Origin of the sequence: Rhodococcus xishaensis (assembly GCF_004011825.1) — a bacterium.
GTDB classification, from domain to species: domain Bacteria; phylum Actinomycetota; class Actinomycetes; order Mycobacteriales; family Mycobacteriaceae; genus Prescottella; species Prescottella xishaensis.
Genome location: NZ_RKLO01000004.1, coordinates 265,273 through 281,361, shown reverse-complemented (window position 1 = coordinate 281,361; position 16,089 = coordinate 265,273). Strand labels below are relative to the sequence as shown.

Here is a 16,089-nt window from a genome sequence, read left to right as displayed (position 1 = left end):
GTCACCCCAGTGTGGGGGTGGCGGCGCCCAACTCCATTGACCGATCTGCTGCAGCAACCGGACTAGTGCTTGTGCTGGGTTTCGGTGTTTCTCCGGCTGTTTCGGGTTTGTGGTTGTTAGCCTCCCCGCGTCCGGCGTCTGGTCCGGGTGCCGGTTTGTGTCACTGCATTGCCTGTCCGTTTTGTTCTTCTACGTGGGAGAGAAACGTGAATTGGTTCAGTGGTTTACGAGAACGCCGCACCATCGCGGGGCGTGCGACGCGTCTGGTGTTCGGTGTGGCAGCGGTGTCGGTGATGGTGCTGGGTGTGACCGGTGCGGGAGTGGGGGCCGCAGCCGCGGACACCGTCATCGACACCATTCCCGTCGGGAGCGAGCCGATCGGGGTGGCGGTGTCCCCATTTGGGTCCCGCGCATACGTCACCAACAACATTGGCGGTACGGTGTCCGTGGTCGACACCGTCACGAACACGGTGGTCGACACCATTCCGGTCGGAAACGCTCCGTTCGGGGTGGCGGTGTCCCCGCTAGGAGCCCGCGTCTACGTCACCAACCAGAGTGACGGCACGGTGTCGGTGATCAACACCTTCACGAATGCGGTGGTGGACACCATTGCGGTCGGGGCTGCCCCGTCCGGGGTGGCGGTGTCCCCGCTCGGGGCCCGCGTCTACGTCTCCAACGTGAGTGACGGCACGGTGTCGGTGATCAACACCTTCACGAACTCGGTGGTGGACACCATTGTGGTCGGGGCCACCCCCGCCGGGGTGGCGGTGTCCCCTCTCGGGTCACACATCTTTGTTGCCAACAGTGGGGACGGCACGGTGTCGGTGATCGACGCCTTCACGAATACAGTGGTCGACACCATTCCGGTCGGGGCCGACCCGTTCGGGGTGGCGGTCAACCCCGACGGGTCCCGCGTCTACGTTGTGAACCTGGCCGACGGCACGGTGTCGGTGATCAACACCTTCACCAACACCGTCATCGACACCGTCACGGTCGGGAACCTCCCTCGGGGCGTGGCGGTCACCCCATCCGGGGCCCGCGCCTACGTCACTAACCGCCCTGACGGCACGGTGTCGGTGATCGACACCCTCTCGAATACGGTGGTCGACACCATTCCGGTCGGAAACGCTCCGTTCGGGGTGGCGGTGAACCGGGACGGGTCCCGCGTCTACGTCACCAACACCGGCGACGGCACGGTGTCGGTGATCGCCGTGGAGAAGTGCCCGGGCTCGTTGTGCTTCGGCACCGGTTCTTTGGCGGGCGCGGGGGCCGGTTCGACGGGCAGTGGCGGTTCTTCGGGTACGGGGTCGTTCGCGGGTGCCGGGGCGGGTGCCGGGTCGGCGGGCAGCACATCCAGCTGAACCTCCACCTGGTGAGCTGGGGCGTCGTCACCTCGAATGTGGGGGTGGCGGCGCCCAGGTCCATTGACCGATCTGCTGCAGCAACAACCGGACTGGTGCTTGTGCTGGGTTTCGGTGTTTCTCAGGGTATTTCGGGGTTGTGGTTGCTAGCCTCCCTGCGTCCGGTGTCCGATCCGGGTGCCGGTTCGTGTCACTGCGTTGCCTGTGCGTTCTGTTCCTCGACGGTGGGAGAGAAATGTGAATTGGCTCAGTGGTTTACGAGAACGCCGCACGATCGGGGGGCGTGTAGCGCGTCTGGTGTTCAGTGCGGCAGCTGTTTCGGCGATGGTGCTGGGTATGGCCGGTACGGGGTCGGGGGCCGCGGCCGCGGACACCGTCATCGACACCATCCCGGTCGGGGCCCGCCCGGCCGGGGTGGCGGTGACTCCAGACGGGTCCCGCGTCTACGTCGCCAACAATAGCGGCACCTCGGTGTCCGTGATCGACACCGCCTCGAATTCGGTGGTGGACACCATTGCGGTAGGGGCCGGTCCGTCCGAGGTGGCGGTGTCTCCGGACGGGTCCCGCGTCTACGTCACCAACTCCAGTGCAGCCTCGGTGTCGGTGATCGACACCGGTACGAACACGGTGGTGGACACCATTGCGGTCGGGATCGCCCCGTTCGGGGTGGCGGTGTCCCCGGACGGGTCCCGCGTCTACGTCACCAATCTCTTCGATGGCACGGTGGATGTGATCGACACCGGCACGAACACGGTGGTCGACACCATTACGATCGGGGCCTTCTCGTTCGGGGTGGCGGTGTCCCCGCTCGGGTCCCGCGTCTACGTCACCAACCAGTCCAACGGCACGGTGGATGTGATCGACACCGCCACGAACACAGTGGTCGACGCCATTGTGGTCGGGCCCGCCCCGTCCGCGGTGGCGGTGTCCCCGTTCGGGTTCCGCGTCTACGTCACTGTCGCCGGAGACAGCACGGTGTCGGTGATCAACACGTTGACCAACACGGTGGTCGACACCATCCCGGTCGGGGCCGGTCCGACCGACGTGGCGGTGTCCCCGACCGGGACGCGTGTCTACGTCCCCAACCAGGGCGACGACACGGTCTCGGTGATCAACACGCTGACCGACGCGGTCGTCGACACCATCCCGGTCGGGGACTTCCCGGCCGGGGTGGCGGTGTCTCCGGACGGCTCCCGTGTCTATGTAACCAACCAGAACGACGACACGGTATCGGTGATCGCCGTGGAGAAGTGCCCCGGATCGTTGTGCTTCGGCACCGGTTCGTTCGCGGGCGCGGGGGCCGGGTCGACGGGCAGTGCCGGTTCTACGGGTGGCGGGTCGTTCGCGGGTGCCGGAGCGGGTGCCGGGTCGGCGGGTAGCACCACCAGCTGACATCGGAGCGCCGTCAACGATTGCGCCGCTACCCTCACGATGAGGGTGGCGGCGTAATACATTGCGGGAAAGGGAAATCGCCCTTTCGATGATCTCGGAGCCTCGTCTCCTCGAGACGCTCAGCCGATTTCGGTTCGTGAGAGCAACTCGGGGTTGGCTGAATCGCAGCCAGCGCCGACGACAAGCGCTGTGAGTGCCGGCGGACGGGGTCCGGGGAGGAGCAGGAGCACGGCGTCGTCGCCGCGGAACCGGACTTCCCGCATTCCGAGAACGGGGGTCGACCGGTCGATGCCGTTGGCCTGCAGGCAAGCAGCGCGGACTTCAGGGTCGGCGAGGTGCCCGACACCGTCCGCGCTCGACGAGTCCGAGTCACCCACCAGTGCGAGGACCTGGCCGCCGTCGATGTCGGCCCCGAGGTCGACGACTGGGGGCTGTGGCGTGGCCGCCGTGGGTGTTGCGAGCACCGTGGGTGCGGCCGGTTCTGCGGGGTCGATTCGGTCGAGCGTGAACACCACACCGGCCGCCGCGGCCGTCGACGCGACCGCCACCGCGATCCAGGTGCGAGCTGAGGGCCGGGTCCGAACGCCCACCAGCTCCGTCACGCCTACACTCGAACACGAATCCTCTTTTGCCAGAGCTTCATTGATACGAGTCGCGATCTCCGGAGGGACGCGTGTCCCGAGGCTGTGGTCGCGGCCCGCCTCGCCGAGATCGGCAGAGACGGCGTCGAGGGCTTCGATCACGGCGAGCGCGGCCGGATCCTGGCGCACGAGCGGCCACAACCGAGTGCTCTCGTCGTGCGGTAGGACGCCGGCATGCAGGTCGGCGAGCAAGTCCGTCGAGAACGGGGGGCTCAGCGTCTCGTCACCGTCGTGGACCGCCATCCCCACCTCCTACCTGCAAGTTTCGGCACGCCTTTGTGCCTTCACTTGGTTCAGACGCGAGGAGGTCAGGATCGGTTCCCCACCTCTCGTAAGTATTCCAATTGTGATGCGAGCTTGGTCCGCGCACGGGCACAGCGACTCTTGATGGTCCCCTCGGGCACGCCGAGCCGCCGGGCGGCTTCGGCGACCGAATAGCCCTCCATGTCGACTGCGACGATCGCGGCGCGCTGCTCGACCGGCAACCGCAGCAGGGCCTGGTCGACGAGCAGGCTGACCTCCCGCTCCGCGACGTAGTCCCGCTCATCGCGCGGATCGACCGCGTCGTCGGACGACAGGGATACCGTTGGCCGGACACGGTTCCGGCGGATCCGGTCGAGGCACGCATTGACCACGATCGTGTGCAGCCAACTGCGCACAGCCGCGTCCTTCCGAAACGACCCCGCTGTGCGGTGCACGGACAGCAGCGCCTCCTGCAGCGCGTCTGCAGCGTCCTCGACGGTGTAGCTCGTTCTCCTCGCAACGTGCCAAAGGTGGTCGTAGTGCCGACTCAGCAACTCTGCGAACGCGCCCGCGTCACCCGACGCGTGTGCTGCCAAGAGTTCCGAATCCGACGGACCGGCCTTGGCGACCCCCCTGAAGATTCGCACCGGGCGGATGTTAGCCCATCAGTGGGTGACTGGCACGTCGAGCGTCCGGCTGATCTCGTCGGGCCGTATCGGACGTTCGGTCCGCCGGATCAGGGTGCGGCGGTGAACGACACCCCGGCGATGGCCGACTGGTTCTTTCCGTCTGCCGTACTCAGATCAGTGATCCACACGAGAACGTTCTTGGTTGCGCCGTCGGGCGTCAGGGGGATCTCGGTCGCGCCCTCTCTCAGGGTGGCGTTTCCGATCACGTGGGTCTGGTCGAGCGTTGTGTCCGGCGCCGGCGCCGACCGGATCTCGACCTGCGTTCCAGGCGTCGGCGAAACGATCTCCATGCTCGCCAGCTGCGCGGTGTCAGGCAGCGTCACCATCAGGCCCACGCCGGGCTTGAGCGCCGGGAACGGCTGGAAGTACGTATCGGTTTCCCAAACCGTCTCCGGGTTGCCGTCGATCGCGAGATCTGCGGTGGCGGCGTTGTCCGGCGTGCCCTGCGGCGAGAACGCTGAGGCCGACGAAGGGATGATGATGGACGCGGCCGCGGGTGGCAGAGGAGCCGGAGGCGGGACCGCGGCCGTCGGCTCGGGCGCCTCCACCGACGTCGTCAGACCGATGTTCTGGTTCGTGAGCGATTCGTCGCTGTTGCCACCGGCCAGCAGGTTCGCCAGCCACCAGCCGATCAGAGCGAGCAGCACCACGGTGAGGGCACCGAGCGAGACCAGGGCGACCAACGTGCGGTTCGACTTCCGCTTCTCGGCGGCTACCGCCTCGGGATCGGCCAAGCCGTGCTCGTCTTCGCTTTGCGCCTTCTGCCCCAGCCGCAGGGCCGGCATGAGTTCGGTCTTCTGGTCGACGACTGTCGCCTGTTCGAGGATGTGCTGAACCGTCGCCGCGGCACGGATACCACTGTCACCCCCGAGCGCTCGCACCGCGACCGCGGAGATCTCGAACGGAACCTCGGGACGCACGGCCCGCGGTTCGACGGGGCGGCCGGATGGGTCTCGCTGGGCGGGGTCCATGCCGCTGGGTTCGTCCGCGGTCTCGGTGACCGGCCAGTGCGCCGTGATGAGGGCATAGAGCATCGCTCCGAGTCCCTTGACGTCGGAGGCAGGGTCGGCGTCGGACAGGGTTCCGGGGAATGCCAGGACTGCGTCACCGGCGGTGCTGATGCGGATCCGGTCGGGCTGGTCGATCGACAGCGCGCTGCCGCTGCGGTGCGCGGCCTCCGCAGCCGCGGCGAGTGCCCGTACAGCCCGGGCCGCCCCGATCGGCGAAGGCTCGGTCGCTGCGATCTCCTTCAAAGACCGGCCGGGGGTCCACTCCGCGACGACGATGCCACCGGAACTTCCGCGCACCACGTCCAGGACGCGGGCCAGACCGGGCGAGTTGAGTCGCCCCAGCCGGAGGGTGCGGGACAGGATCGCTTGCGGACCGTCGGGGCCGGTTGCGGCGGCACCCTCCACCTGCTGGTCGGCATCGACGAAGGTGAGCGCCACCTCGCGGTCGAGTTTGATGTCGAGAGCTTGCCAGAACTCGAGCCCGCGGGCGCTGCCGTGCGGCGCCAGGAGCCGGTAGCGCCCTCCGGCCACGGACACGCCCGGCATCAGCTGGGGACCACGCAGCGGCCGACGAGGTTCGGGGGCCGGGCCGGTCACGCGCAGCGGTGGTAGTTGCGGCGAGCCGATCGGAAGCACGCCGGTGTCGACGTTCGGGTCGCGTCGGCGAGTTCGCTCGGTCGGATGATGTGCGGAATCGTAGTCGGAAGTTGCTGCAGCAGAGCCATTTTCGTCCGTGTCGTTTGGGGTGGAGGGGGTCAACTGTTGGTCCGCCGGATTCACATCCGCGACGCCAGTAGCGCCAGTAGCGCCCGTTGCATCGGTGACGTCCGCGACGTCAGTGACGTCAGTGGACGTGCCGGTCTTCCTGTCGGCAACGTCGTCGTCGCTCACACGCGCTCCTTCCATGAACTCGTCGGGTATATAATCTCCACCGACGTCCGCCTCGCTGCGTCCAGGGTACGGGAGCCCGTCCGGTCGATCGATAGACCGGGGGATGTTGCGGATCACCGGGATCAACTCGGTTTCAGGTTCGTATGACAATGCCGCCGCCGCCCTCGCCGCTGGCGCCACCCCTTCCGCCTCGGGCGCAACGCGGCCACGGAGTCCCGGGATCTTCCGCTGGAGAGACACCGTGATCGCCATGATCTCCGGGACCTTCGCGAGCCACAGAAGGACGAACGTAACGACGAGCATCAACGCGCCGGTGATCGCGACGCGGATGATCGCGCCCGGGCCACCGAACGACTCCGACAGCCGGTCCAGACCCAGCAGTCGGTCCGCTGCGAACATCGCCACGGCACCGGCCGCGGACGAGAGCAGCACCACCCACACCGTCTTTCCGACGTTCGCCATCTGCAGGTTGCCGAGGCTGCGGTGCAGCAGGTAACCACCGATGAACGCGCCCGTCACGAACGCGAGCCCGTTGGCCGCGCCGAGCAGGATCACCACCTGCTGGGCGTCCGAAGCGATGTACGGCGTCAGCGCCGACAGCGCCACCTTCACACCGGTGATCCCGAGGATGATCCACGTCGGGGTCCACGCCTGTTCGCGTGCGTAGAACACCCGCAGATGAATCAGCACCAGCGAGTACGGGATGAGCGTGAACGCTGACCAACTGACGGCTTCGCCGAGCCGTTCGGCATCTCCCGCGAAGTTGGCGTACCCGAACAGCGCCTGGCCGACCTGCGGGCCCGCGAATGTGAGGAAGGTGATGACCGGGATGAGCGCGATCATCGTCAGCCGTGTGGCTACCGACAGATCGTCGACGACGGCGGGGGTGTCGTCGGCGGCTGCGTTGCGGCTCAGACGCGGCATGATCGCGGTCAGCACGGTGACGCCGAGAACGCCGTAGGGCAACTGCAGCAGCAACCAGGCGTTGTTGTAGATCGCTGGGCCGGCCTCGTCGACTTGCGCCGAGACACGGGTAGCGAACACCATGCCGGCCTGGCTGATCAGCACATACAACACGATCGCGGCGGCCATGCCGCCGAACTGCTTGAGGCGGTCGTCGATGCCCCACAGCGGTCGCAGCGAGATGCCCTGCCGGCGGATCGCCGGGACCAGGCACACGGCCTGGGCCACGACACCCACGGTCACGCCGAGACCGAGGAGCAGCACGTGCGGATCGCTGACCCGGACCGGGTCGAGCGAGATACCCCCCGGTATCAACCAGTACGCGGAGAGGATGCCGAGTACGACCACGTTGTTCAGGACGGGTGCCCACGCCCCGGGTTTGAAGTCCTGCTGCGTGTTCAGGATCGCCGTGAACAATGCCGAGAGCCCGTAGAACAGGATCGCCGGCAGCAGCAGCAGTGTCAGCGCTGTGGCGAGTGCAATGTTGACGTCGCCGTTCTCCGGGAGGAATACATACTTGACCAGGATCGGGGCGGCCGCGGTCGTCAGCAGAGCGGCCGCACCCAGCAGCGTGATGGACGCGGTGAAAAGCCTGCGGACGAAGGCCGAGCCGCCGTCCGGATCCTCACTCTCAGCCCGGACCAGGACTGGCACGACGATCGCGGTGAGCACCGCGCCGAGCACCAGCTGGGAGATCATGTTGGGGATCAGGTTGGCGACGGTGAAAGCGCTGGCCACGGCGGGACCGAGCGCTGTGAGCAGCAACAGCTGCTTCAGGAACCCGGTAACCCGGCTGACCAGCGTCGCGAACGCGATCGAACCGGTCGCGGCCAGCAGGCTCTTCTTCTCCGGTTCCTCGCTGGTCTTCTCCGGTTCCCGACCGGCCGGGGGACCCGGCGGGGGCGGTGGTGCGGCGACAGGACCTGCGGGCATCGGTCTCGGCGGCCGAGGCGGCGGACCACCGCGCGGAGCGGGGCGTGGTCCGGCGGGAGGCGTCGGGCGCGGACCGTTTGCAGGTCCGGGGCGCGGCGGCATCCGAGGCGGGACACCCGGTTGCGGCGGGCGGGGGCCGTTCGGTGGGACGGGGCGGGGTCCGGCGGGGGGCATCGGGCGCCGGGCACCCGGTGGCCCCGCACCCGGTGGCACCGGGCGCGGTGGCTGCGATGGTGCCGGACCTCGTCCCCACGGAGCCGGCCGTCCTTTCGGCCGATCGCCCTCGCCGGGAGAGTTCTCGGTCATGGACGTTGGTACCCTTCGTCGGCTCGGTCGGGCTGGCCACGGAACCGGTGCCAGAGCCGTCGTCCCGCAAGGAACAGCAGTAGTGCACCAGCGCCCGCGGTAATTATCGCCAAAGCTTGACCGTACGCGTTCGACCGAACAGTGACCGAAGTTTGCTCACCGAGGTTCTGGCCGTTCTCGGTAGTCAGAGAGAAGCTGACGACCATCGTCCGTGAATCCGAGATCTCCGCGGGTACCTGGAGCGACCGGCTGCCGCGAGGTGGCAGCTGCTGTGGCCCGATGTCGGTGATCTGCATTTCCTCAGGGGCGTCGACCTGCAGTTGCACCGTGATCCCGACCGGGAGGTCGTTTCGTGCCACCAGCAATAGGGGGCTCTGCTCCGACGCGAGCGTGTAGACCCCGCCGGGGGCCAGGATCGTGACCGCCCGGTACATGCCGTCGATCGCGGTGGTGACGTTTCTCACGCGTGTGTGAGCAGCCTGGTCCACCGCGCCGGAGGAGCCCCCGTCCATCGCGTCGGAGGCGCCCTCGTCGCGCCGGTTCGACAGGCTCATCGCCCGTAGCAGGTCTTCGTACAGCGGCGCCATGAACTGGGTCGGCGTCAACGGCACCTGCGGGTCGTCGACCAGCGTCGTGACCAGCTCGTCGATGCGCGACGCCTGCGCCTCCACCCCCAACTCGACGGACTCGGGGATGCCGTCGAGAATCGCGCGCTGTGGATAGACCAGGTCCGCCACGGCGGGTTTCGTCGGCGGCTGCGCGACGATCGCCGTCAACGGCTGCGGGGTCGCGAGACCGGATCGGAGCAGTGTCGAGATCGTCGACAGGACGGTTGCGGCCTCGTCACCGTCGGCTGACCACTGTTGCGGCGGAACGATGAGCATCGACCGGTCCCCCGCCCGGTTCACGCCGCCCAGTTCCTGCAGCGACCGCCAGGTGACGGCGCCCAGCGCATCTTGCAATCGGGCCGTGCGTGAGTCGCGGTCGAGGTCGTAGCGTGCCTGTTCGGGAACGTACGACGGAGTCTGCGGAGCCGAGCCGACGGCGGCCAGGGCGGTCGCGGCCGAGACGTCGAACAGAGCGGCGTCGAGGGAGTCCTCACCCTCGCCAATGAGGGTGATCTTCCGGCCCGGCGCAGGTGTCGCCTCGACCGCGTTGGCCGCGAGCAGTGTCATGGCGGGTCCGAGTTCGTGCAGCATTTCCGCGGAGGTCTCGTCGAGGACGCCGGCGTCGGGCCAGGTGATGTTCCGCAGTGAAGTCACGCCGAGGATCGAGTCGACGATGTCGGCCGGCGCCAGCAACGCGCTCGAGGTGAGGGATTCGTCGTCGACAGTGCTCAATGCCGCGAGATCGACCTGCGCGAACGGTAGTGCGATGACGCAGATCCTCCGGGTGAGCGACTCGAGGCGCTGCAGCCACGCGGCGGCCGCGTCGCTTCCATCGCCCTCGCGGGCGGGACCGGTTGGGTTCGCCGGATCCTCGACCACCAGGTAGCCCCTGGTCATGTTGCTGACCGTGATCAGAAGGTCCGGATCGATGGCCAGGCACAGACTGTCGGTGAGTTCGCCGTCCCGGTCCACGTCCGGCTCGGTCGCGAACTCGGCGGCGGCGAGCAGTTGGTCGAGGCGGCCTCCCTGGGACAGCGAGCGAGCTAGGTCGTCGTCGACGAGCCGGACCTGCTCGTTGATCGATCCGGGGATCCCGGCGGCCAGCTGCGGCTCGTCCGCCAGCGGCCACAGCATCGTGACCGGGACCGGGTTCGAGGTGTCGGGTGGGACGGGCGCGGTCGCGGACGCGGAGTCCGAACCCTGCGGGGCGGTGTCGGTGGCGCCGTCGGCCTGCGGCAGCCCCAGCACCGGGAGCAGGAAGCGGGCGTCGTCGAGACGGGCCTGACCGCCGTAGTCGGGAGTGCCGTTGACGTTGACGAGCATCGGATAGACACCAGGTTCGGTGATGTCGAGAGACCAATCGGTCTGCGAGCGTAGCGGCAGCGACAGCGTGAACTGTTCTTGCTCACCTTGCTCGAGGTTCGACGCGACCTGGACGAAGGGCCCGACCGTGTCGAACTCGCCCTGATACAGGTCGAGTGAGGTGCGCAACTCTTCACTCGAGTCCACTGCGGCGGCCCGCTGCAGGCGCACCGCGATGTCGGCGACGGGGCGGTCGCCGACATTCGCGACGGTTCCGGTGACCGTGACGGTGGGGGCGGTCGTCGTGGTCACCGCAGTCGGGGTGACGCGGTCGATGCTGAGTTTCAGGAACTGGGGGTGTTGTGCCGTCGCGTGTGTGTCGGTCTGGGCCGACACGGTTCCGGTACCGATCAGGACGGCGCTGAACAGCATCAGGACGAGCGTCAGCGCCGTAAGGATCGTGGCACCGGAACGTCGCCATGCCGGACGCGATGCCATTGTCATTCCGTGCCGGTCCCCCCGACGCGTGTGTGTTCCATCTCCGCGATGAGCTGCCCGGCGATCCCGGCCAACTTGCGCTCATCGGCGTAGGCGAGCCGTGAGTCCAGTTCCGACAACGGAACCCAGGCCACCTCGGTGACCTCGAGGTCGGCGTCGGACAGCTCACCGCCCAGCGATCGCATGAGGTAGTGGTGCACGGTCTTGTGGACCCGCCGGCCCTCGGTGACGAACCAGTAGTCGATGCTTCCGAGTGCCGCGACGACGGCGCCGCGGATGCCGGTCTCCTCGGCGACCTCACGCATCGCCGTCTGCTCGGCGGTCTCGCCCTTCTCGATGTGCCCCTTCGGCAGCGACCAAAGCAACCGGCCGCGTCGATCGGTGCGCCCGATCAGGGCTGCGCACAGTTTGTCCTTGGGGCCACCGAGGCCGTCGACGACCAATCCCCCGGCTGACGTTTCGCGCACGGTTCGCATGCGCGGTGCGCCCGATTGCGTGCCTGAGCCGCGCCGCCGCGAAGGGCGGCGGTTGCGGTTTGCGGGCTTGGCTGCGGACACCCCATTGATCGTAGTTGACAAATTCAGGGCGGCCGTACTTCCACTCCAGGGTGGCGGCGGTGTCGCCGTATCGCCGCCGCGTACGCGGCGCTCCAGCATTTGTCGGCCTCGGTAAGGTCTGCTGACGTGAACGCCACCCCTCCCGACGCCGAACGGCGTGCCCGACTGCTCCGCGGTGCGCATCAGACCCTGGGCGCCCTGTCGGACGTGCTGGCCCCGCTCGGGGCCCGGTTTGCCGAGGCCGGACACCAGCTGTACCTGGTGGGTGGCAGCGTGCGCGACGCCGTCCTGGGGCGCCTCGGCACGGACCTCGACTTCACCACCGACGCCCGCCCCGAGCAGGTGCAGGAGATCTTGCGGGGGTGGGCCGACAACCAATGGGACACCGGCATCGCGTTCGGGACCGTCAGTGCCTCCAAGGGCGACGATCAGCTGGAATTCACGACGTATCGCACCGACACGTACGACGGGGTCACCCGGCACCCGGAGGTGCAGTACGGCACGACGCTCGACGAGGATCTGGTCCGACGTGACTTCACCGTCAATGCGATGGCCGTGCGGATCGACCCGGACGGCACCGTCGAGTTCGTCGACCCACTCGGCGGCATCGACGCGCTGCTCGCCGGCGTGCTGGACACGCCCGTGGCACCGGAGATCTCGTTCAACGACGACCCGCTGCGCATGCTGCGGGCCTGCCGGTTCGTCTCGCAGCTCGGGTTCACTCTCGCGCCCCGGGTGCGTGAGGCGATCGTCGAGATGGCCGGGCAGATCGAGCGGATCACTGCGGAGCGCGTGCGCGCCGAACTCGACAAGCTGATCCTCGGCGAGTACCCGATCGACGGCGTCAATGTCATGTGCGAGACCGGGCTTGCGGACCGGGTGATTCCCGAGATTCCCGCGATGAAGCTCGAGATCGACGAGCACCACCAGCACAAGGACGTGTACTGGCACTCGCTGACCGTTCTCCGGCAGGCGATCGATCTCGAGGACGGCGATCCGGATCTGGTACTGCGCTGGGCCGCATTGCTGCACGACGTCGGCAAGCCCGATACCAAGCGCAACGAGCCCGGTGGCGGCGTCAGCTTCCATCACCACGAGGTGGTGGGCGCCAAGCTCGTCCGCAAGCGGATGCGAGCCCTGAAGTACTCCAAGCAGATGGTCGACGACGTCAGCCAGTTGGTGTTCTTGCATCTGCGATTTCACGGTTACGGCAAGGGCCAGTGGACGGATTCGGCGGTCCGCCGCTACGTCACGGACGCCGGTGACCTGCTGCCGCGGCTGCACAAGCTGGTTCGCGCGGACTGCACCACCCGCAACAAGCGGCGGGCGGCCGCCCTGCAGTCCACCTACGACGACCTCGAGGCCCGGATCGCTCGGATCGCCGAGCAGGAGGATCTGGCGCGGGTGCGCCCCGACCTCGACGGAAACGCGATCATGGATCTGCTCGGCATCCCCGCTGGACCGCAGGTGGGCCAGGCGTGGCGGTACCTCAAGGAACTGCGTCTGGATCGCGGTCCCCTGAGCCGGGAAGAGGCGGAGGCAGAACTGCTGAAGTGGTGGGGAGAGGGCAAACAGGCGCAGGAGTAGCCGCAGATGCGGACAATTGCTATTGGATTGTCCGTATCTACGGTTATAGACTCTGTCGCATGCCCGACGTTCGGATCCGCGACGCGGCCCAGCTACTCGGCGTCAGTGATGACACCGTCCGGCGGTGGGTCGACGCCGGCACCCTCGCCTCCCACAAGGACGACGCCGGACGCATGGTCGTCGACGGCAAGCAGCTCGCCGAGTTCGCGCGCGCCAACGCCGCGCCCGGGCCGGAGAACCCACTCGGAGTGGGCAGTTCAGCGCGCAACCGCTTCGTCGGCCTGGTCACCCGGGTACGGATCGACGGCGTGATGGCAGAGGTCGAGATGCAGTGTGGCCCGTTCTCCGTCGTTTCGCTCATGAGTGCCGAGTCGGCAGAGGCGTTGAAGCTCGAGCCGGGCAGCGTGGCAGTCGCCGTGGTGAAGGCGACGACCGTGATCGTCGAGACCCCGGGATCACAGGCGTGAGACTGCTGCATGTGGTGGCCGTCGGGATCGCGGCGGCGATACTGGCGGGCTGCAGTGGTTCCCTCGACGCCGACACCACGGAAGGGCAGTCGATCACCATTCTTGCCGCGGCGTCGCTGCGTTCGACGTTCACCGAGGTGGGCCGGCTCTTCGAGGCCCAGCATCCCGGGACTCGGGTCGTGTTCAACTTCGCCGGATCGTCCGACCTGTCCACACAACTCGACCAGGGAGCTCCGGGAGACGTTTTCGCATCAGCCGACACGGCGAACATGACCAAGGCGACCGGTGCCGGGCTGACAGCGAGCGAACCTGTGAACTTCGCCACCAACGTGCTGACGATCGTTGTCCCGCCGGGTAATCCGGCGAACATCGTGTCGTTCGAAGATCTCACCAGGCCGGAAGTGAAGGCGGTGGTCTGCGCGCCGCAGGTGCCGTGCGGTACGGCGACCCGGCGGATCGAGGACGCTACCGGAATCCACCTTTCGCCCGTGAGCGAGGAGTCCTCGGTCACCGACGTCCTGGGGAAGGTCGTCACCGGTCAGGCCGACGCCGGTCTGGTGTATGTGACCGATGCCGCAGCTGCGCGCGACAAGGTCGCCACCGTTCCGTTCCCCGAGGCGGCGAGGGTCGTCAACACCTACCCCATCGCGGTGTTGCGGAGATCCGGGAACGTGGACACGGCAGAGAGTTTCGTCGCCTTCGTGCTCGGTCCGGAAGGGCGCCGAGTACTGTCCGACGCAGGGTTCGGGACACCGTGACCGCTCGGCCGACGGCCCGGATTCCGGCCGGACTCCCCGCCTGGATCTTCGTCCCCGCGGCCGTGGGCAGCCTTCTGGTGGTGCTCCCGCTCGTGGCGATGCTCGTCGAGGTGGACTGGCCCAATTTCCTTCAGCTCGTGACATCCGAATCCTCTTTGGATGCATTGGCATTGAGCATCAGGACCGCGTCGGCGAGTACGCTTCTGTGTGTTCTTCTCGGGGTCCCGATGGCACTGGTGTCGGCGCGGTGCCGCTTTCCCGGTCTCGCCGCACTTCGGGCCCTGGTGCTGCTGCCGCTGGTGCTACCGCCCGTCGTCGGCGGCCTCGCGCTGCTCTACACCTTCGGACGACATGGGTTGATCGGCCGGCACCTCGAGGTCGCGGGCATCCAGATCGCGTTCTCGACCACCGCGGTGGTGCTGGCGCAGACCTTCGTGGCGCTGCCGTTCCTCGTGATCAGCCTCGAGGGGGCCCTGCGTACCGCCGGACGCCGGTACGAGGACGTCGCCGCGACACTCGGGGGCCGTCCGACGACGGTGCTGAGAAGGGTGACCGTGCCACTGGTTCTGCCCGGCCTGGTGTCGGGCGCGGTGCTCGCGTTCGCCCGCGCGCTCGGGGAATTCGGTGCCACACTCACATTCGCCGGCAGCCTCCAAGGGGTGACCCGGACGCTGCCGCTGGAGATCTACCTACAGCGGGAGACAGACCCGGAGGCTGCCGTGGCGCTTTCTCTGTTGCTGGTCCTCGTGGCCGTCGCGATCGTCCTCGGCGCCCGAACCCGACGCGCGGCAGGCGCGCTATGAGCGGGCTCACGGCTCGGGCGAGAGTCGGGTCGAGGGGCCTCGACGTCGAACTCGCGGTCGCGCCGGGCGAGGTTCTCGCGGTCCTCGGGCCCAACGGCGCCGGCAAGTCGACGCTCCTCGATGTCGTCGCGGGTCTGCTGCGCCCCGACGACGGACGTGTGGTGCTCGACGACCGCGTTCTCACCGACACCAAGACAGATGTTGCGGTGCCGCCGCATCAGCGGTCGGTCGGGCTGCTCGCCCAGGAACCGCTGCTGTTCCCGCACCTGACCGTTCGGGAGAACGTCGCCTTCGCGCCGCGCAGCGCCGGGCGAGGCAGGCACGAGTCCTACGCAACAGCGACACGCTGGCTCGACGAGGTCGAGATGGCAGGCTTCGCGGATCGCCGGCCCCGCAGGCTGTCCGGCGGCCAGGCGCAGCGGGTGGCGGTGGCCCGTGCCCTGGCCGCCGAACCCGGGTTGCTTCTGCTCGACGAGCCGATGGCTGCGCTCGACGTCGGTGCCGCGCCGGCCGTCCGAGCGCTGCTGCGACGGGTGCTACGGAGCGATGACCGTACTGCGATCCTCGTGACTCACGATGTGCTGGATGCACTTTCGCTCGCCGACCGCGCGGTGGTGATCGACCGCGGGAAGATCGTCGAGGAAGGTCCGGTCGAGCGGGTGCTGACGCGTCCGCGCAGTACCTTCGCGGCGCGGATCGCGGGCATCAACCTGCTGTCAGGCAAGCTCGGCGCCGACGGGGTAGAGACCGTTGCAGGCCTGGTCCACGGCACCACCGAGGACGCGTGCACGCCCGGCGACGGTGCGGTCGCCGTCTTCGGCCCCACCGCGGTCGCGGTCCACCGCGCTCACCCGGAAGGAAGTCCACGCAACGTGTTCCGCGTCCGGATCACCGAGATCACCGGCATCGGTGGGCACACGATCCGTGTCCGTGCCGAGGACCACGCCGACGGCTCCCCCGGTCTGATCGCCGACGTCACCGCCGGTGCTGTCGCCGAGCTCGACCTCGCGACCGGTGAGGACGTGTGGTTCGCCGTCAAGGCGACCGAGGTGGCGGTGTACCCGACCGCGTGAGCGAGTG

Annotated in this window: 12 protein-coding genes; 7 read left to right on the top strand and 5 right to left on the bottom strand. The window is 68.0% G+C overall.

Annotation, left to right across the window (positions count from 1 at the left end; genetic code table 11):
- Positions 1–206: 206 nt before the first annotated feature.
- Positions 207–1,361: a beta-propeller fold lactonase family protein gene (locus EGT50_RS11420; protein WP_206615803.1), complete on the top strand. Its 1,155-nt coding sequence runs from the start codon at positions 207–209 to the stop codon at positions 1,359–1,361.
- 237 nt (positions 1,362–1,598) lie between these two features.
- Positions 1,599–2,753, top strand: coding sequence for a YVTN family beta-propeller repeat protein (locus tag EGT50_RS11415; protein WP_206615802.1), 1,155 nt, complete (start codon positions 1,599–1,601; stop codon positions 2,751–2,753).
- A gap of 119 nt (positions 2,754–2,872) precedes the next feature.
- Here EGT50_RS11415 and EGT50_RS11405 read toward each other — a convergent pair whose 3' ends face one another.
- The 5 genes from EGT50_RS11405 to EGT50_RS11385 form a co-directional block, all read right to left on the bottom strand.
- Entirely contained in the window at positions 2,873–3,637 is a 765-nt protein-coding gene (locus EGT50_RS11405) for a hypothetical protein (protein ID WP_127954574.1), read from the bottom strand.
- Between the two features lie 65 nt (positions 3,638–3,702).
- Positions 3,703–4,284 carry an RNA polymerase sigma factor SigM gene (gene sigM / locus EGT50_RS11400; RefSeq protein WP_127954571.1) on the bottom strand — a complete coding sequence of 194 codons (582 nt, stop codon included), beginning with the start codon at positions 4,282–4,284 and terminating at the stop codon, positions 3,703–3,705.
- Between the two features lie 89 nt (positions 4,285–4,373).
- Positions 4,374–8,123: a murein biosynthesis integral membrane protein MurJ gene (locus EGT50_RS11395; protein WP_235870706.1), complete on the bottom strand. Its 3,750-nt coding sequence runs from the start codon at positions 8,121–8,123 to the stop codon at positions 4,374–4,376.
- A gap of 302 nt (positions 8,124–8,425) precedes the next feature.
- Positions 8,426–10,843, bottom strand: coding sequence for a DUF6049 family protein (locus EGT50_RS11390; RefSeq protein WP_127954565.1), 2,418 nt, complete (start codon positions 10,841–10,843; stop codon positions 8,426–8,428).
- Complete coding sequence (locus tag EGT50_RS11385) at positions 10,840–11,394, bottom strand: NUDIX hydrolase (RefSeq protein WP_127954562.1); 555 nt, start codon at positions 11,392–11,394, stop codon at positions 10,840–10,842. Before EGT50_RS11385 ends, EGT50_RS11390 begins: the two co-directional genes overlap by 4 nt.
- 126 nt (positions 11,395–11,520) lie before the next feature.
- Between EGT50_RS11385 and EGT50_RS11380 the strand changes: the two genes are divergently transcribed.
- Genes EGT50_RS11380 through EGT50_RS11360 form a run of 5 tightly spaced genes read left to right on the top strand, consistent with a single transcriptional unit; the run spans position 11,521 to position 16,082 of the window.
- Positions 11,521–12,981: a CCA tRNA nucleotidyltransferase gene (locus EGT50_RS11380; protein WP_127954558.1), complete on the top strand. Its 1,461-nt coding sequence runs from the start codon at positions 11,521–11,523 to the stop codon at positions 12,979–12,981.
- Between the two features lie 59 nt (positions 12,982–13,040).
- The gene (locus EGT50_RS11375; RefSeq protein WP_127954555.1) at positions 13,041–13,448 is read left to right on the top strand and encodes a TOBE domain-containing protein; all 408 of its coding nucleotides are present in this window, start codon (positions 13,041–13,043) and stop codon (positions 13,446–13,448) included.
- Positions 13,445–14,206 (top strand): molybdate ABC transporter substrate-binding protein, encoded by a 762-nt coding sequence (gene modA, locus EGT50_RS11370; RefSeq protein ID WP_408014633.1) that lies wholly within the window; start codon positions 13,445–13,447, stop codon positions 14,204–14,206. Before EGT50_RS11375 ends, modA begins: the two co-directional genes overlap by 4 nt.
- Positions 14,203–15,009 carry an ABC transporter permease gene (locus EGT50_RS11365; RefSeq protein WP_127954552.1) on the top strand — a complete coding sequence of 269 codons (807 nt, stop codon included), beginning with the start codon at positions 14,203–14,205 and terminating at the stop codon, positions 15,007–15,009. Before modA ends, EGT50_RS11365 begins: the two co-directional genes overlap by 4 nt.
- Positions 15,006–16,082: a sulfate/molybdate ABC transporter ATP-binding protein gene (locus tag EGT50_RS11360; protein ID WP_127954548.1), complete on the top strand. Its 1,077-nt coding sequence runs from the start codon at positions 15,006–15,008 to the stop codon at positions 16,080–16,082. Before EGT50_RS11365 ends, EGT50_RS11360 begins: the two co-directional genes overlap by 4 nt.
- Positions 16,083–16,089: the final 7 nt, after the last annotated feature.